At 69.7% G+C, this 16764-nt stretch carries 14 protein-coding genes and 2 pseudogenes; 5 read left to right on the top strand and 11 right to left on the bottom strand.

Going from position 1 to position 16764, the window contains the following annotated elements:
* Positions 1-40: 40 nt before the first annotated feature.
* From KOI35_RS21435 to KOI35_RS21420, 4 genes are read right to left on the bottom strand one after another with little or no spacing between them, the layout of a single operon-like run.
* Complete coding sequence (locus tag KOI35_RS21435) at positions 41-1591, bottom strand: glycoside hydrolase family 43 protein (RefSeq protein WP_215789275.1); 1551 nt, start codon at positions 1589-1591, stop codon at positions 41-43.
* Positions 1592-1600: 9 nt separating this feature from the next.
* A complete protein-coding gene (locus KOI35_RS21430; protein ID WP_308121105.1) occupies positions 1601-2407 on the bottom strand; it encodes a carbohydrate ABC transporter permease in 807 nt (268 codons plus the stop codon).
* Between the two features lie 59 nt (positions 2408-2466).
* Positions 2467-3333 carry a carbohydrate ABC transporter permease gene (locus tag KOI35_RS21425; protein WP_308121104.1) on the bottom strand — a complete coding sequence of 289 codons (867 nt, stop codon included), beginning with the start codon at positions 3331-3333 and terminating at the stop codon, positions 2467-2469.
* Positions 3330-4625, bottom strand: coding sequence for an ABC transporter substrate-binding protein (locus tag KOI35_RS21420; RefSeq protein WP_308121103.1), 1296 nt, complete (start codon positions 4623-4625; stop codon positions 3330-3332). Before KOI35_RS21420 ends, KOI35_RS21425 begins: the two co-directional genes overlap by 4 nt.
* Positions 4626-4735: 110 nt before the next feature.
* Here KOI35_RS21420 and KOI35_RS21415 point away from each other — a divergent pair, with 110 nt between their 5' ends.
* The 3 genes and pseudogenes from KOI35_RS21415 to KOI35_RS47520 all read left to right on the top strand — a co-directional run.
* The gene (locus KOI35_RS21415; RefSeq protein WP_308121102.1) at positions 4736-5725 is read left to right on the top strand and encodes a LacI family DNA-binding transcriptional regulator; all 990 of its coding nucleotides are present in this window, start codon (positions 4736-4738) and stop codon (positions 5723-5725) included.
* Positions 5726-5752: 27 nt separating this feature from the next.
* Positions 5753-5932, top strand: a pseudogene (locus KOI35_RS49245) (family 43 glycosylhydrolase); the annotation flags it as partial.
* Positions 5933-6092: 160 nt separating this feature from the next.
* Positions 6093-6443, top strand: a pseudogene (locus tag KOI35_RS47520) (beta-xylosidase family glycoside hydrolase); the annotation flags it as partial.
* Positions 6444-6570: 127 nt separating this feature from the next.
* Here the strand turns inward: KOI35_RS47520 and KOI35_RS21405 are convergent.
* From KOI35_RS21405 to KOI35_RS21390, 4 genes are read right to left on the bottom strand one after another with little or no spacing between them, the layout of a single operon-like run.
* A complete protein-coding gene (locus tag KOI35_RS21405) occupies positions 6571-7038 on the bottom strand; it encodes a hypothetical protein (protein WP_215789270.1) in 468 nt (155 codons plus the stop codon).
* 55 nt (positions 7039-7093) lie between these two features.
* Entirely contained in the window at positions 7094-7393 is a 300-nt protein-coding gene (locus KOI35_RS21400) for an MGMT family protein (protein ID WP_215789269.1), read from the bottom strand.
* Positions 7390-8523 (bottom strand): YhaZ family DNA alkylation repair protein, encoded by a 1134-nt coding sequence (locus KOI35_RS21395; RefSeq protein WP_215789268.1) that lies wholly within the window; start codon positions 8521-8523, stop codon positions 7390-7392. Before KOI35_RS21395 ends, KOI35_RS21400 begins: the two co-directional genes overlap by 4 nt.
* A gap of 19 nt (positions 8524-8542) precedes the next feature.
* Positions 8543-9328 (bottom strand): SDR family oxidoreductase, encoded by a 786-nt coding sequence (locus KOI35_RS21390; protein WP_281420162.1) that lies wholly within the window; start codon positions 9326-9328, stop codon positions 8543-8545.
* Between the two features lie 321 nt (positions 9329-9649).
* Between KOI35_RS21390 and KOI35_RS21385 the strand changes: the two genes are divergently transcribed.
* A complete protein-coding gene (locus tag KOI35_RS21385) occupies positions 9650-9991 on the top strand; it encodes a nuclear transport factor 2 family protein (protein ID WP_215789266.1) in 342 nt (113 codons plus the stop codon).
* A gap of 35 nt (positions 9992-10026) precedes the next feature.
* On the opposite strand, the gene KOI35_RS21380 is transcribed toward KOI35_RS21385, so the two are convergent.
* Positions 10027-12777 carry an ATP-binding protein gene (locus KOI35_RS21380; protein ID WP_215789265.1) on the bottom strand — a complete coding sequence of 917 codons (2751 nt, stop codon included), beginning with the start codon at positions 12775-12777 and terminating at the stop codon, positions 10027-10029.
* Positions 12778-13091: 314 nt separating this feature from the next.
* Here KOI35_RS21380 and KOI35_RS21375 point away from each other — a divergent pair, with 314 nt between their 5' ends.
* Entirely contained in the window at positions 13092-13790 is a 699-nt protein-coding gene (locus tag KOI35_RS21375) for an alpha/beta fold hydrolase (RefSeq protein WP_215789264.1), read from the top strand.
* A 33-nt stretch (positions 13791-13823) separates the two neighbouring features.
* On the opposite strand, the gene KOI35_RS21370 is transcribed toward KOI35_RS21375, so the two are convergent.
* Together KOI35_RS21370 and KOI35_RS48990 are read right to left on the bottom strand one after the other, a co-directional pair.
* A complete protein-coding gene (locus tag KOI35_RS21370) occupies positions 13824-14357 on the bottom strand; it encodes a GNAT family N-acetyltransferase (RefSeq protein WP_215789263.1) in 534 nt (177 codons plus the stop codon).
* Positions 14358-14404: 47 nt separating this feature from the next.
* Positions 14405-16657, bottom strand: coding sequence for a putative bifunctional diguanylate cyclase/phosphodiesterase (locus tag KOI35_RS48990; RefSeq protein WP_215789262.1), 2253 nt, complete (start codon positions 16655-16657; stop codon positions 14405-14407).
* Positions 16658-16764: the final 107 nt, after the last annotated feature.

The raw sequence follows: 16764 nt of genomic DNA, 5'->3' as shown, positions 1-16764 counted from the left end.
CGCCCGGTCCCGCCGGGCGGACGGCGGGACCGGGCGCATTTCAGAGATGCGGCTTGTAGGTGGCCGCCGTGAACTCGGCCGCCATCTCACCCCCGGTCATGTCCTGGGCCCACAACCCGAAGAACGCCCCGGTGAACCCCCACACCCGCGGCCCACCGGCGTCGGCCTCGGCCGCGTACTCGTCGGACAGAATCGTCGCGTCGAACGGGCCCCACTCGACATCCCCGTACGAGGCCCGCAGCACCGCCCCGTCGAGTTCCAGGCGCAGCCGTGCCGGCCCCGTGACCGGCACGACTGGCCCGTGCAACTGGAGGCGCCCGCGGTCACAAGACAGCACGTCCACGCCTTCGTGGCCGACTCGCAGGAAGTACCAGTTGCGGCTGTTGTAGTAGGCCACCACCCCGGCCATCTGCTGGTACGACTCCGGCGCGAACTCGACGGTCGCCTCGAAGGTGGCCCGCCGGTGCTGCACGCGCCGCGCGACCAGGCTGGCCCCGGACATCGAGGCCGGCGACCGTCCGCCCCGCACCCGCAGCACCCCGCCACCGCTGGACACCCACGACGGCGACGCCGGACGCCGCAGCGTGCTCCAGTGCGGCCCGAGCGGCCCGGTGAAGTCGTCCGTCTCCGGCTCGTCGGGCCACGGATGCGGCGTCAACGACGGCCCGGCCACGGTGTCGTGGGGTACGCCCCCGTCGACCCGTGGCCATCCGCCGGAAGACCACGTCACCCGTTGGATGGACGTCTCCCGGCCGAGGATGCACGGCCCGCGCGTACCCAGCGGCCGCCCGGCCAGGTGGGCCAGGAACCACTCCCCGTCCGGCGTCGACACGAGACTGCCGTGCCCGGCCTTCTGCAGTTCCAGCGCCGGCCGGTGCACCGAGGTGAGCAGGGGAGTGTCCGGATCCGTCTCGTACGGGCCCAATACCGACCGGGACCGCGCCACCGTCACCTGATGGAACCATTCCGTCCCGCCTTCGGCGGTCATCAGGTAGTACCAGTCATCCTTCTTGTATATGTGCGGGCCCTCGGTCATCCCGGCGGCCGTTCCGTCGTACAGGTCGATCGGCTCCCCGATCAGGCGGCACGCCTGCCGGTCGTACTCCTGCATGATGATGCCGTTGGCCCAGGGCCGTCCCGGCCGCCAGTCGGTGCGGTTGGAGAGCAGCCAGCTGCGCCCGTCGTCGTCGTGGAACAGCGACGGGTCGAAGCCGCGGGCGTGCAGCGGCACCGGCGCCGACCACGGGCCGGTGATCGCCGGGGCCGTGACCACGTAGTTCGGGGTGTCCCAGAACCCACCCGCGTACGCCTTCACGTCGGTGTAGACGAGGTGGAACAACCCGTCCGCGTACGTGAGACAGGGCGCCCACACGCCACCCGAGTCGGGGTTGCCCTCCATGTCGAGCCGCCGCCCGGTCAGCACCCCGCCCAGCGGCCGCCAGTGCACCAGGTCGCGCGAATGGTGCAGGCGTACTCCCGGAAACCACTCGAACGTCGACGTCGCCAGGTAGTAGTCGTCGTCCACGCGCAGGATCGACGGGTCGGGATGGAACCCCGGCAGGACCGGGTTACGGATGATCCCCGCGTTCATGATGAGACCTCACTTGCCGAATCCGGCGGCCAGTCCGCTCAGGAGGTGGCGGCGGCCGAACAGGTAGAGCGCGAGCACCGGCAGCGCGGACAGCACCACGGCTGCCATCAGACCGGGCACGTTGGTGCCGTACTGGCTCTGGAAGTTCCACAACCCGAGCGGCAGGACGCGCTGCGAGTCGCTCTGGGTGAGTACGAGCGGGAACAGGAACCCGTTCCAGGCGCCCAGCCCGACGAAGATGCCGACGCTGACCAGTCCCGGGCGGGACAGCGGCAGGACGAGCCGGGTGAACACGCGCCGGGTGGTGGCGCCGTCCATCGTCATCGCCTCGTAGAGCTCGCCCGGGATGTCGCGCAGCGTGCTGGTGAGCACGACGATGGCGATCGGCAGCGAGAACGCCGCGCTGGGCAGCACGATCGCGGCCAGGCTGTCGTACATCTGCAGCCGGGTGATGATCAGGTAGATCGGCACGATGACCGCCTGGGCCGGAATGGCCAGCCCGAGCAGAAAGACGCCGAAACTGAGCCGCAGCAGCCGATTCGGGTTTCTTACTATGGCGTACGCGGCGGGAAGCGCGACGGCCAGCACCAGCGCGACCGTGCCGGCGGTGACGAGCAGGCTGTTGGTGAGATAGGTGGCGAAACCCAGTCCCCACAACGAGGTGTAGTTCTCGAGGGTCGCACTGGTGGGCAGATCGAGAGGACCATTTTCCGTGTACGCGTCGGGGGTCCGGAATCCGGTGATGACCACGAAATAGATGGGCACGGCGACGATCGCCAGCCAGATCGCGGACAGGATCCCGGCCGGGATGTTCACGGTTCTTCTTCTCGCCGGCCGTGTCTTTCGCGCGTGGGCCGTGACAGTGAGGACGGCCATCAGGCTCCTTCCCGGTCGCTGGACATGCGGTGGTATCCGGTCGAACGAACTACCACAATGGACAGCGCCGCTCCGGCCGCGACGAGCAGGACGGCCAGCGCGCTGGCGTAGCCCATGTCGAATCCGACGAACCCCTTGGCGTACATGTGCAGGGGGAGCACGCGTGTCGCCGTACCGGGACCGCCGTTGGTCATCAGAAGAATCATCTCGAAATAGGTCAGCGAACCGACCAGCATCAGCACCGACGAGGCGATGATCGTGTTGCGCAGCTGCGGCAGCGTGATGTGGAAGAACTGCTTCAGCCCGGTCGCGCCGTCGATGGCCGACGCCTCGAAGAACGAGCGCGGGATCTGCCGGGTCGCCGACTGGTAGAGCAACGTGTGGAACGGCACGAACTGCCAGGCGATGACGAACGCGATGACGTAGAGCGCCCGCTCCGGCGAACCCAGGAAATTGCCGTCACCCCAGCTCGCGGCGAGCCCGAAATTGGGGTCCAGCAGCGCCACGAAAGTCACCGAGATCGCCGCCGTGGACAGCAGCAGCGGCAGGAAGAACAGCGTCGACAACACGGCCCGGTTGCGTTGCGGACCGGCCGCCCACACGCCGATCAGCAACGCGAGCGGGGTCTGCAGCAGCCACGAGACCACGGTCAGCGTGACCGTCTTGCCGATCCCGTTGAACAGGTCGGCGTCCGAGCCCATGGCGGCCCAGTTCGCGGTGCCGATCCATTGCGGATCGCCGAGCCCGTTCCACTGGGTGAAGCTGAGATAGACGACCCCGATCACCGGCAGAATGCCGAACGCGGCGAAGAACAGCACCGCGGGAGCGGCCCAGCCGAGGCCGGGCCGCTCCGTGCGTGCTTTCACTTGCTCGCGGCCATATCGGCGGCGAAGTCGGCGGGGCTCAGCTTGTTCAGGAACACCTTCTGCAGGTTGGTCAGCATCTTCTCGCTGACCTTCGGGCTCAGCGCCTGGTCCCACGACTGCGTGAAACTCGGTGCCTCGGCCACCAGGTTGTAGGTGAACGTGGTGAACTCGCTGTTCGGCTTGCCCTTCAGCGTGGCCTCGACACCCTTGACCGCGGGCACCTGACCGGCGTCGATCAGCCCGTTGATGTATTCGTCCGAGCTGAGCGACTTGGCCAGGAAGTCGGCCGCCACGTCCTTGTTCTTCGACGACGCGTTGATGGAGTAGTAGTTGCTCGGGTTGCCGACCACGGATTTCGGATCGCCCGCCCCACCCTCGTACGCGGGGAAAGGAACGAAACCGAGTTTGCCGCCCGAGATGAACTTGGGGTTGGCATCCTTCTGCACCGAGAAGTCCCACGTGCCCATCAGGTGCATCGCCGCCTTGCCGGTGGCGAACAGTTTCGACGCGCCCTGGTTGTCGTAGTTGACCGACGCGTAGTTGGTGCCGAACGCGCCCCGCTTCACCAGATTCTGAATCTCGGTCAGCGCCTTGATGACCGCCGGGTCCTCCCACGCACCGGGCTTGTTGTCGGCGATCGCCTGGAATTTGTCCGCGCCACCGATCCGGTCGAGCAGATATTCCAGCCACATCAGCTCGGTCCAGCCCTGCGAGCCGGCCAGCGCGATCGGCGTGACCCCCTGCGCTTTGAACACATCGATCAGGGACAGCAGTTCCCCGTACGTTTTCGGGGGCTTGACGCCGGCCTTCGCGAACACGTCGTTGTTGGTGAACAGCACGACCGGCAGCACGCCGATCATCGGTAGCCCGTACTGCTTGCCGTCGACCTTGCCCACGTCGAGCACGCTCGGCAGGAACTTGTCGCCCAGCCCCGGGTTCTTCGCCAGCATGTCGTCCAGCGGTTCGACCTGGTTCGCCTGAACGAACTGGGCCAGGTTCCCGCCGCCCCAGTTGAAGAACACGTCGGGCGCCTGCGGGGAACCCATCGACACCTGGAGCTTCTGCTTGTAGGCGTCGTTGACATAGGTGCTGAGCTCGACCTGCTTGCCGGTCGAGGCGTTGAACGACTTGATGCTGGCCGTGGCGATCGGGTTGACCGCCGCGTCCTCGAGGGCCCACACCTGGACCTTGCCGCCGGCCGCGGCCGACTCGGAGCCGGGGCCGCCGTTACCGCATGCTGCCGTCAGAAGAATGGCCGCCACGGCACCCGCGGCGAGAATTGCTCTATGCACTGCGAAACCTTTCGCTTGGTTTCGGGTCGCTGTAATGTGCCGATCACATGACATCGATGTGCGTGGAGCAATAGTTTTCGAAACCCGGGTGAAACATGACGAAGCCGACGTTGACCGCGATTGCCCGCGAGGCGAACGTGGCCGTCTCCACCGTGTCCAAGGTGCTCAACGGCCACACCGACGTCTCCGCGGCCACCCGCCGCACGATCGAGCAGCTGCTGGCCGAACGCGGCTACCAGCGCCCCCGGGCCGCCCGTCCCGCCGGCCGGCGCACCGACCTGGTCGACCTGGTCATCAACGAGCTCGACAGCGTCTGGGGCCTGTCCATCCTCACCGGGGTCGAAGAGGTGGTCGAGGAGGCCGGCCTGAGCCTGGTCGTCTCGTCGGTGCACAACCGGCAGTCGGCCACCCGCCGCTGGTTCGAGTCACTGCTGGCGCGCGGCTCGCTCGGCGCGATCCTGGTCCTCTCCGAGCTGACCGAACGCCAACGCGACGACCTGGCCAGACGCCGCATGCCGTTCGTCGTCGTCGACGGCGTCAGCCAGCCCCCACCCGAGGTCCCGTCCATCGGCGCCACCAACTTCGCGGGCGGCTACGCGGCCACCGAACACCTGCTGGCGCTGGGCCACCGCCGCATCGCCGCCATCGGCGGCCCCGAACAGCTGCAGTGCACCCGCGCCCGCATAGCCGGCTACCGCGCCGCCCTCGAGACGGCCGGCGTCCCCGCCGACCGCCAGTTGGTGCGCTTCGGCCCGTTCCAGCACGAGGGAGGCCTGGCCGCGGCGCAGTCGTTGCTGGCGTTGCCGTCCCCACCCACCGCCATCTTCGCCGGCAGCGACCAGCAGGCCACCGGCGTCTACGAGGCCGTACGCCGGGCCGGCATGACCATCCCCGGCAACATCAGCGTGGTCGGCTTCGACGGCCTACCTTTCGCCGAGTGGACAGCGCCCCCGCTGACCACGGTCCGCCAGCCCTTGCACGAGATGGGCGTGGCCGCCGCCCGAACCCTGCTGCGCCTGGTGAATGGCGAGCGCTTGGAGTCAACGCGCATCGAGTTGGCGACGGCCCTGGTCGTGCGGGAGAGCACAGCCGCACTCTGACATCGCCCTGGGCCACTCGGGCCGCCGATCGACCTTTACGCAGGGACGGCCGCCGGGATGACCGAGGGCCCGCATCTGTACAAGAAGGACGGCTGGTACTACCTGGTGACCGCCGAGGGTGGCATCGAGTGGTTCCACCAGGTGACGGTGGTGCGCTCTCGTTCGGTCGAGGGTCCGTACGAAACGGATCCGGCCACTCCCCTGCTCACCTCGGTGCACCGGCCTTCGCTCGCCGGCCTCGTTGTCGGGGGCGAGCCTGGTCGCGCGGCGGGTGCAGCACCGGAGGGCGACCCTGGAGGCGATCGTCGAGTTCCGGCCACCGGGCTTCCACCAGATGGCCAGCATCACGGCCTAATACAACACCCGCAACTGGTACTTCCTGCGCATCGGCTGGGACGAGCGGGACGGCACGTCCGCCGACGTGCTGTCGTGCGACCGCGGCCGCGTGCGGCAGCACGGACCCGTCGTGCCGGTCACGGGGCCGGCACGGCTGCGCCTGGAACTCGACGGCGCCGCGCTGCGGGCCTCATTCGGCGACGCCGAGTGGGGCCCCTTCGACGCCGCCGTCCTGTCCGACGAATACGCCGCCGAGGCCGACGCCGGCGGGCCGCGGACGTGGGGGTTCACGGGCGCCTTCTTCGGCCTGTGGGCCCAGGACATGACGGGCGGCGAGCTGCCGGCCGAGTTCTCGGCCGCCACCTACAAGCCGCACCAGTGAAGCCCGGGCACGCCGTCCTCTCCGTCCGGGGCGGCGTGCCCGGGTTGCTAACGGGCCAGGCGGTCCAGCAGCTCGCGTTCGCCCGCGGTGAGGTCGCCCGGGTCGTTGTCGACCAGAGCCCGCAACGTCAGGGCCGCGCTGGCCCGAGTCGTCGAGGGCCGTCGGCGGAAGACGTGTGCAGAACTCCGGCCAGCGCGGCCTCGCGGACACGTCCGGACAGCCCGAAGTCCGGCTCCGGCTGACTGATCAGGGTGAGCGTGATGCCGACGTTGGCGGCGAGCAGCTGTTCGGCGGCGGCGTCGGCCAGCACCTTGAGCAGGCCCTGGGCGGCGGCACCGATGAGCCGCTCACGCAACGCGGCATGCGCGGGAGCCGTTACGGCGCAGAGTTTTCCCGGCTCGACACGGCCGTAGAGCAGCCCGGAGAACGACGGATGCTCCAGCCCGAACCGCACGTGCCAGTCCCAGCCCTCGCGCAGGTCGTCCAGCGGGTCACCGGAACTCTCGACCGCCGTGTACTGGGTGAAGAACGAGCCGTTCCACCCCACCGGATCGTGCTCGGCAACGCCGGCTACGACGTCGTCGTCGCGATGCACGAAACGCCCTCGTGGAACTCCGCGCGAGCGAAAGGCTCTCCCGCAGCGCGGACTTCTAAGCCGTCTCCGTCCACAATGCTCGAGCCAGGTCCACCCGGACGTCGCTGCCGTCGTCCAGCAACGCGGTGGATTCTTCGATGAACTTGACGCGAGCCCGGCCGGCCGCGTCCTGGTAGGGCCGGCCGCCGGCGTCCACGACTCGCCACCAGGGGATATCGTGCCCGCCGTCGTGCAGGACACGTCCGACCGCCCGAGCTCCCGTACCCACCACTATCGCGACGTCCCCGTAGGTCATCACCCGTCCAGCGGGGATGGACCGGACCACGTCGTGAACACGTACGGTCAAATCTTTCATGCGCTTTGTTCCTTCAGTCTGCTGCTTTCCACAACGTCGTCGAGGATGAAGCCCGTCCGTGGCGAAGCCGTGCCGTTGGCTTGCACCGTGATGTAGTGCGGCCCGGGGTAGTAGGTACGGGTGGTGATGGGCCGAAAGGAGTGGGTCTTCGTCACCACCACGCTCTCGCCAGGGGCAAGGGGGCGCGATCCCAGTTTGAAGGTCTTGGGGCGTATCGATCCGTTTGCGCGCAGGAACCCGATGGCGTAGTCGATCGCGAGCGTCGCTTCCGTCTCTCCGAGGTTGGAGACCTTCGCGGTGAAGGTCAGAGCGCCGTTCCAGGGGACGACATCCGCGGACACGTGGGGAGGGTCCACCGTGAGGTTGTCGCCGGTGAAGCCGGCGAGAGCGAGTGCGGTGCGGTCACCGCGCTTGATCAGCGTCCGCAGCCCGTGACGCAGGACCCAGGGTGTGTTGGCGTCGCGATCGCTCGCCCAGTGCGACGCGATTCGACCCACGACGGAGGGATCGACCCGGCTCAGATCATTGAGATGGTTCGCGACCGAGCGTCGCACGTAGACGGCCGGGTCGCGGTAGCTGGCGTCGAGGATGTTCCGGGTCGCTTCCGGGTGGGTGAGCAGCCACGGCACCTGCTTGGCCCACGGGAGGTAGGCGCGCGAGCCTTCGGTGGCGAGCCGTCGTACGTGCAGGTCGTCGTGCCCGGTCCAGGTCTTCATGACCTGAAGACCTCGTTCCGGGCGGGCGATCAGGAGGTCACGTACGGCGAACTCGCCGGTGAGACCGACGGTAAGCCGGGCGAGCAGGGCCATCGCGGCGTCGAAGTCGGCCTCTGATCCGCTGTCGAGCGCTCGTGCGGCGACGAACTCGGAGGCGGGCCAGATCATCCACCCGGTGAATTGGGGCTGATCGATCAGGTCGACGACGACTCGTTCCGCTTCCGAGAACCTCGTCGGCAGATCGTGGAGCAGTGCATCGCGCACGACATCCACCCTCCGGCGCAGACGTAATCCGCCGACGGCTTTCCCTGCGTCGTGCAGGGCCGGAAGCTCGAGCTTCGGCGTGACCGCCGCGACGGCATCGCGGAGTCGCACGACCACGGCCGGGTCGATCAGTTCGTCCATGGTGCCCATGGCTGCTCCTACCTGAAATTCAGACCGTCGGAACGGTGCCGCCGTCGATGACGTACTCGGCGCCGACGATTGCCGAGGCTCGGTCGGAGACGAGGAACCCGACGAGGTCGGCGATCTCCTCCGTCGTCGCGAACCGGCCGAGCGGCACACCGCCGAGGGAGTCCATGATCCGTTGCTTGGCGTCATCGCGGCTCAGGTCGTTGCCTTCGGCTATCCGGTCGACGAATCGCTCGTACGCCTCGGTCTCGATACCTCCGGGGCTGATGGCGTTGACCCGGATTCCGCGCGGCCCGACTTCGTTGGCGAGGCCCTTGCTGTACGTGCGCAGCGCTGCCTTCGCCGCCGCATAGGCGAGAGACGCCTCGTACTGCGGTAGCTCGCGCTGAATCGAGGTGAAATGGAGGACTACCCCTGACCCGGACTTGATCATCCCCGGCAGGAGAGCGCGGTCGAGCCGGACCGCACCGAGGAGGTTCAGGTTCAGCTCGATCATCCACTGCTCGTCGGTGATGACCGAGAATCCGCCGGACGGCGTCGAAGCGCCCCCGACGACGTGGACGAGGATGTCCGCACCGCCGGCCTTGATCAGCTCGGCGGCGACCGCGTCCGAGCCCTCGATCGTGGAGGTGTCCGCCTCGATGAAGCGGTCCGGATACTCGTACCCGTCGGGCATCGTCCTCGCCGTCACGTAGACGTCGGCTCCAAGGTCCCGGAGCCGTTCGGCCACTGCCTTGCCCGTGCCCTTCGACCCGCCGGTGACCAGCACTCGGCGACCGTCCAAGCGGTCGCGGTCCGCATCCGTCATCTCTTCACCCTCGTCAGCTGGTTCCCGAGTAATTCCGTCGCCACCACACTGGCCGCCGACGGCGCCGCGAGAATCAGTCACTTGTCGGTCGCTTCGGAGGAACGAAGGCCGGTGAAAGCGATCGGCGCGGCCGGCGGAAGGCTGACGGAGGCCGTCGGCAGCCCGGTCGGCGGCACCACCCGTAGGTCGTTTGACTGATGGGTCCGGCCGGAGAGCGGCCGAAGGCACGTGCGGGCGTCGAGAGCAATTACTGATGCACGACCGCGGGCCGGAGCACGAGCATTCTTCTCAGTTCGCCAGACACCGGAGAGAGGTTCCCCCATGAACGACTACCCGCAGGCCGTCACGAGTTTCTTCGAGGCGCTCAACGCCCAGGACACCAACCGGGCGCTCACCGTGTTCACCGCGGACGCCGTGGTGACCGATGATGGGCAGACCTTGCAGGGCCACGACGAAATCGGGCCGTGGATCGACAAGGACATCGTCGGCGTACAGGTCACGCTCACCCCGACCAGCATCACCAGGGAGGCCGGCCAGACCGTGGTCGAGGCTCGCGGCGACGGTTCCTTCCCGGGGAGCCCGCTGACGTTCGTCTTCCGCTTCCAGCCCAGTGATGCCGATTTCCGGCTGATTGCCGGCCTGAACATCTCGCTCGCCGCTTGACCGGCAACGGTGTGTTGCCCGGGCAACACACCGTTCTATGAGCCGTTGAGGTGGTCGGGGAAATGCGCCGACAGGGCATCGCGCAGTCCGGCTCGAGCCGAGATGCCGAGCTTCGGGAAAATGCGGTACAGGTGGGCGCTGACCGTACGGTGGGAAAGGTACAGCCGTTCGCCGATCTGTTTGTTGGTCAGCCCACCGGCGGCCAGTGAGGCGATTTCGAGCTCCTGACCGGTGAGCACCGCCGTCGGTTGCCCGGCGACGACCGGCCGGTAGCCGGCGGCTCGCAGTTCCGCCGTGGCGCGGGCCAGCCACGGCTCGGCTCCCATGGCGGCGAACCCGGCGCGCGCGACGTGCAGATGGGTGCGGGCCGCCAACGGATTCCGGTCGCGGCGCAGCCGCTCGGCGAAAGCCAGCCGGATGCGCGACGCCTCGTACAGCCAGCGCTCGCCGGCCGGGTCGTCCAGCGTCTGCTCGAGCCGCGCGGCCGCCTCGTCGCCGTCGAGCACGAGTGCGTCCACGCCGTGCTGGATCAGCCTCATGCGCGGTGACAACTCGGCCACGTTCGCCGCGCGCATGGCTTCGGCGTGCGCCCGGGCTTCGGCGGTGCGGCCGGTCCGCAGCGCGGCCTCGACCATGTCGAACATCAGCCAGGTGCTGTTGGGCAGATAGGGCTTGAGGACTCCGGCGGGACTGGCCGCTGCCGCGTGCTGGTACGCCGACTCGAAGTTGCCATCGGCGGCGGCGGCCAGGGCCCGTGGGTGATGGGCGATCGCGGCCGGTCCGGCCATCCCGCGGGCCAGGGCCCAGCGGGTGATCTCGTCGGCCAGGGCGAAGGCTTCGCCGGACCGGCCCCGGCCGGCGGCGATGAGCGCCCGGGTGTGCAGGAAATGCCACGTCAGGAACGCCAGCCCGCTCTCGTCGCAGACCTGCTGGGCCTCGGTGGCCAGAGCCTCGGACTCGTCCCAGCGACCGGTGAGGAACCCGTCGAGGCAGAGATTCAACATCGCCGACAGCTGCAGCCGGGGCGCGCCGCCCTCGCGCTTCTCCTGCAGAATCCGCCACGAGTACTCGCGGTTCTCGCCCAGCCGGTCGAGATAGACCGAGGCGCTGCCGATGCGCATGACCCGGGTCAGATCCGGTTCCCCGGGCAGCGTGGCGATCAGCGCCTCGAGCCCGGGCAGCGCCGCTCGGCCGGTACGCACCAGGTCGGTGAACGTCCCGCTCATCACCGACAGTGGATCGGACGGCCTCGGCTCGAGTCTGGCGAGGAGCCGCTGAAATCGTGCCGTCAGCTCGGGACTGGCGGCCATCCAGGACAGCAGCAGCAGCGTATGCATGGCCTCGTCGAGGGCGGCATCGTCGGCCCGCCAGCCGTGCTCGCCGGTCTCGATCGCACCGGCCAGCAGGCGGTGGGCGGTGTGCACGTCACCGTCGCCGTTGATCATCAAGAGGGCCGCGGCCCCGGCGGCGTGCAGTGCGCCCGTAGCGTCGACGTCGGTCCCCCGGGACCGGGCGAGCAGGTTGGTCGCTTCGCTCGATCCGCCGGCCTCGGCGCCGATGTACGCGGCCTCGGCCAGCCGCCGCGCGGCGCCCTCCGGGGAGGTGCTCAGCTCGGCCGCCCGCATCAGCGCCGTGATGGCCGCCAGAGTGTCACCGCGCTGCCGGACGCGGTGGGCCGCCTGCTCGAGTTCGGCGGCGACGGCCTCGTCCGGTCCCGCCGTGGCGGCCGCGAGGTGCCAGCTTCGCCGTTCCAGGTCGCCCGGCAAGGCGTCGGCGATGGCCAGGTGAGCCCGCCGCCGCTCCTCGTACGTCGACATCGCCACGATCGCCGACTGGATGAGCGGGTGGCGGAAGACGATGCGCCCCGTGGCGTGGTCGACCCGGACCAGCCGGGTTCGTTCGGCCGGCGCCAGGTGGGTCAGGTCCGTCATGCCCCGCAGGGTGCGCACCTCGCCACTGCCTTCGAACGAGGCGAGCAGCAGCAGGAGCCGGGTCGCGTCGGGGAGCCCGGCGATGCGGTCGGTGAAGATCGCCTGAAGCCGCTCGCTGAGGGGCACCACATCCGAGGGGTCACGGGACCCGTCCTGGCCGGTCACGGTGGAAGGTAGCTCGAGGAGGGCCAGGGGATTGCCCTGGGCCAGGTCGAGAAGGCCTTGCCGGGCATGGGCCGCCAGGCCCGGTGACCGGGCCTCGATCAGCCGGGCCGCTGCCTCGGTGGTCAGCGGTTCCACGGTGACCTCGGGCAGGCCGTGGCGGTCGAGAAAGCTCTCGGATCCGGTCCGGGACGCGGCGATGACGCCCACGGGCGAACCGGTGACCCGCCGGGCGATGAAACCGAGCACGACGGCGCTGGGCCGGTCGACCCACTGCACGTCGTCCACGATCAGCAGCAGGGGCGTCTTCCTGGCCACGGCGGAAACCAGCGAGAGGGCGGCGTTGCCGACCAGCAACGGCGCGGGAGCCGGTCCGGCGCCGAACCCGAGCGCGACGGTCAGCGCGTCGCGCAGCGCCGGTGGCAGGCGTTGAATCTCGGCGTACAGAGGCAGCAGCAGCTGGTTCAGCAGCGAATAGCTCACATCCGCCTCGAACTCCGAGCCGGATGCGCGCAACACCCGCACGTCGGCCGCCTCGGCCAGATCCGCCACGGCACTCAGCAACGCCGATTTGCCGACTCCGGGCTCGCCGCGAACCACCCGGACATCGCCGTCATGCCGCATCGTGTCGAGGAAGCGGCGGAATCGATCCAGCTCCGCCTCACGTCCGAACAGCGCTCCGTGGGATGACATCACGACCTACATTACGCAGCCCACCCGCCGGAGATCACCCCCGTGATCGCTCGCCGTGCGGCGACCGGCGCACCTGTCATATGACCTGATCGCGCCTCGCGTCCGCCCACGTGACGGGAATTCCGTGGGCTCCCGACGGACGGCAGAACCCCGACGGAGCGTACGGGAAAACGGGTTTGATCGGACGAATGGTCGCGCGCGGTGCCGGACGGCGAGAAGCGAATGACTGATTCGGCCGACGGGGTCGCGAGCCGATCGTGGAGTCCGGCAGCGCTCCAGCCGGGACGCGCCGTAACCGCTTCGAAGGAGCGACCATGAATCCCACCATCGTTCTCATCCACGGCGCGTTCGCCGAGTCGGCCAGCTGGAACGGTGTCATCAGCCGCCTGCAGGCCGCGGGTCACCGGGCCGTCGCCCCCGGCAACCCGCTGCGCAGCCTGTCCTCCGACGCCGAATCCGTATCCGACCTGCTGGCCACCATCGACGGCCCGGTCGTGCTCGTCGGACATTCGTACGGCGGCGCGGTCATCTCGAACGTCACGGTCACCGAGAACGTCAAGGCGCTGGTCTACGTCGCCGCACTCGCCCCGGACAAGGGTGAGACCACGCCCGACCTGCTCGGCAAGTTCGCGGGGGCCACACTCGGCGAGCACCTCTACGAGGTGCCCCGCAGCGACGGGACCGCGGACGTCTATGTGCTCCGGGAGAGCTACCACGAGCAGTTCTGCGCCGATGTCCCGGCCGAGCAGGCCGCCCTCGACGCCGCCGCTCAGCGGCCGTTCAACACGTCCGCACTTAATGCCGCCTCGGCCGAGCCGGCGTGGAAGACCATCCCGTCCTGGTTCATCTCTCCGATGCGTGACCTCGCCATCCCACTCGAGACGTTCCGTTTCATGGCCGACCGCGCCAACGCCCAGGAGACGGTCGAGATCGCCGGGGCATCGCACGCGCTTCCCGTGTCCCAGCCGCAGGCGGTGGCCGACTTCATCCTCCGCGTTGCGGCCGCTGTCTGACCCACCAGCCGGTAAGGCTCAGCGCGGGCGGCTTCAGATCCGGTTGAACGGTTCGGAGTATTCGAACCGGCCGGCCTGACCGTCGTACCGCGAAAGGGTCCGGACCTGGAAGTTGTCGCCCCAGGCGGGGTCCGGCGCGGCGATCCCGAGCGGCTGCGCCGGGACGAAGCCGAACCGGCCGTAGTAGCCCGGGTCGCCGAGCAGCGCGACCAGCGGCTCGCCGAGCGCGTCGGCCGCACCGAGAAGCGTGTGCACCAGGGCGCTGCCGACGCCGGTTCGCTGGCGGCCCGGGAGAACACTCAGCGGCCCCAGACCCAGGACCGGCCGGCCCTCGAGATGCGCCCGGGTCGCGACGACGTGCCCGACCACCTGGTCGCCCTCGAGCGCGACCAGCGACAGTTCCGGGATCCACCCGGGGTCGGCGCGAAGCCACGAGACGAGCATCGCCTCGCCGGGATCGCCGCCCGGCTCGGCCGGCGGCAGGCTGTACGGAAGGCCTCGGAACGCGGCCGCCGTGACCGCGTGGATCGCGTCGGTGTCTTCGGGGCGTTCACGTCGAACAATCATTACCGAACCATCGGGCTCTCCGCCGCCATCAGTCAACGCAATAAAGGTCAGGCGGCGACACGGCCGGCGGGCGTGTACGCGGCCGCCGGCATCGGGCGCCCGTAGTAGAAGCCCTGCGCGTAGCGGTAGCCGAGACGCTGCAGCTCGGCCGCCTGTTCGGCGGTCTCGACGCCCTCGGCCACCGCGCGCAGGCCCATCCCCTCGCAGATGCCGATCAGCGCGGCCACCACCACCGCCTGCTGGCCGCCCTCGGTGACGTCGTCGACGAACGACTTGTCAACCTTGAGGACGTCGGCCGGGCAGGTGCGGAGCAGGCCCAGCGAGGAGTGGCCGGTGCCGAAGTCGTCGAGGGCGATCTTGACGCCCAGGCCGGCGATGGCGCGCAGTTCGGTCAGGGCGGTGCCGCCGTCGAAGACCGCCGTCTCGGTGACCTCGACCGTGAGCACCTCGGGCGGCAGACCCGTCCGGGCGAGCACGTCGGCGACCTCTTCGGCGAACCCGGCCTCGCGCAGCTGGCGGGCCGACACGTTCACGGTGACCGTCTGCGGCGCGGCGGCGCCCAGTTCGTTCCGCCACCGCACCGCCTGACGGCACGACTCCTCGAGGATCCAGGCGCCCAGGGGCACGATCAGGCCGGTCCGCTCGGCGGCCGGGATGAAGACGGCCGGGCCGATCGGACCGCGTACGGGATGGGTCCAGCGCACCAGCGTCTCGACGCCGAACAGTTCACCGCCGGGCATCTCGACGATCGGCTGGTAGAGCAGGTGCAGCTGGTCGGTGTCGAGGGCGATGCGCAGGTCGGCCGCGAGCCGGGACTGCTCGGCCGACCGCTGGTCCATGGCCGGGTCGTAGGTGACCTGGCGGCCCTTGCCCTGGCCCTTGGCCTCGTACATGGCAACGTCGGCGCGGCGCATCAGCTCGTCGGCGGTGTCGCCCTCGCGGGCCGGGGCGACCCCGATGCTCGCCTCGACGACCAGCTCGTGACCGCCCGCGTGGACCGGACGGCGCAGGTCGGCGGCGAGGGCGGTCAGGATCTGTCCGGCGTCGCCGCGCAGCAGCAGCGCGTATTCGTCGCCGCCGAGCCGCGCGGCCACGCAGCCGGCGGGCAGGGGTTCGGCGATGGTCAGGCCCACGGCGGTGAGCAGCTCGTCGCCGACGGCGTGGCCCAGATCGTCGTTGATGGCCTTGAAGTCGTCCAGGTCGATCAGCGCGACGCTGACGTCGGACGGGTCGTCGCCGAGCGCCTCGGCGATCCGCTCGGTGATCACGGTGCGGTTGGCGAGCCCGGTCAGCGCGTCGTGGCCGGCCTGATGGGCCAGCTCGCGCTGGCGGGCGTCGAGGTCGTCGAGCAACCGGGCGTTGTCCCGCAGCGCGACGAACTGGCGCGTCGCCACCAGGACGGCCACCGAGACGGCACCGATCGCGACCACGAGCATGTCGGTGGTGCGCCCGGCCGCGCTGGACAGCAGCAGACCCCCGGTGGCCACCACCGCGGCGTACGGCATCAGGCTGAGCCGCTGCATCGGCGGGCGCGGCAGCGGATGCCCGACCCGGGTGGCCCGGAGCTGGCGGTCGGCGGCCAGGGTGAGGCACAGGCAGGTGGCCGGCAGCAGCACGTGCGCGGTGTTCAGGTAGGGCCGGTCGTCGAGCAGCGGGGCCAGCGAACCGCCCCCGGCCCCGACCGCGCCGGTCAGGGCGAGCAGGTGCAGGGCCCGCCGGTCGATCGGACCGGTGCCGGTGAAGGCGACCTTGACGAAGGCGAAGACGCAGATGAAACCGGCCGCCAGCACGATCAGCAGGGCGGCCGAGTCGGCCAGGCCACCGCCCAGCCACTGCTCCCAGCGGCGGTAGGCGAGGTGCCAGGTGAAGGTCAGCACCGTGACGATCACGGTGGCGATGTCGAGGCCGAAGCGGATCCACTCCATGCGCGCCCGCCGGGCACCGGGGATGCGCAGCAGACCCAGCACGAACGCGACCAGGCCGGAGACGTAGACCCCGGCGGTCAGCGAGCTGATGTGCTGGCCGTACTGGGAGCCGCTGAAGTAGTCGTAGGCGTTCGACCCGGCGCCCAGGCCGATCAGCACTATGCCGACCGAGGCGTACCGCCAGTAGGTGCGGCCGTCGGCCGAGGCGCGCCACGAGGTGGCGGCGGCCAGCGGGACGGCGACGAGCAGCGTGAGCCAGCCGAGCGCGGACGGAGTCTCCCGGATCAGCCCGACGCCGAACCAGGCGGCGGCGACGATCAGCATGCCCGCGGACACCAGCAGCGCACGGGTCAGCCGGAACGGGGGAACAGTCACCCCGGCCGCATCGCTCGCCCTCTCCACAGCTGTCCCATCGGCTTGCCACCGCTGCGGGCTGAGGAAGATCGCGGTGCTACCCGGGCCACAGGTTACCCCCGTGGCCC

This window comes from Paractinoplanes bogorensis, assembly GCF_018829635.1.
GTDB classification, from domain to species: Bacteria; Actinomycetota; Actinomycetes; order Mycobacteriales; family Micromonosporaceae; genus Actinoplanes; species Actinoplanes bogorensis.
Note: the sequence above shows the minus strand (reverse complement) of the source record. Positions and strands in the feature narration are given on the sequence as shown.

Excerpts from the sequence above, each read along its gene's own strand:
- KOI35_RS21390 (WP_281420162.1), bottom strand. The coding sequence starts at position 9,328 with ATGACGGATGCGGACCGCGACCGCTTGGACGGTCGCCGAGTGCTGGTC.
- KOI35_RS21385 (WP_215789266.1), top strand. The coding sequence starts at position 9,650 with ATGAACGACTACCCGCAGGCCGTCACGAGTTTCTTCGAGGCGCTCAAC.
- KOI35_RS21375 (WP_215789264.1), top strand. The coding sequence starts at position 13,092 with ATGAATCCCACCATCGTTCTCATCCACGGCGCGTTCGCCGAGTCGGCC.
- KOI35_RS21370 (WP_215789263.1), bottom strand. The coding sequence starts at position 14,357 with ATGATTGTTCGACGTGAACGCCCCGAAGACACCGACGCGATCCACGCG.
- KOI35_RS21380 (WP_215789265.1), bottom strand. The coding sequence starts at position 12,777 with ATGTCATCCCACGGAGCGCTGTTCGGACGTGAGGCGGAGCTGGATCGA.
- KOI35_RS21435 (WP_215789275.1), bottom strand. The coding sequence starts at position 1,591 with ATGAACGCGGGGATCATCCGTAACCCGGTCCTGCCGGGGTTCCATCCC.
- KOI35_RS21395 (WP_215789268.1), bottom strand. The coding sequence starts at position 8,523 with ATGGGCACCATGGACGAACTGATCGACCCGGCCGTGGTCGTGCGACTC.
- KOI35_RS21400 (WP_215789269.1), bottom strand. The coding sequence starts at position 7,393 with ATGAAAGATTTGACCGTACGTGTTCACGACGTGGTCCGGTCCATCCCC.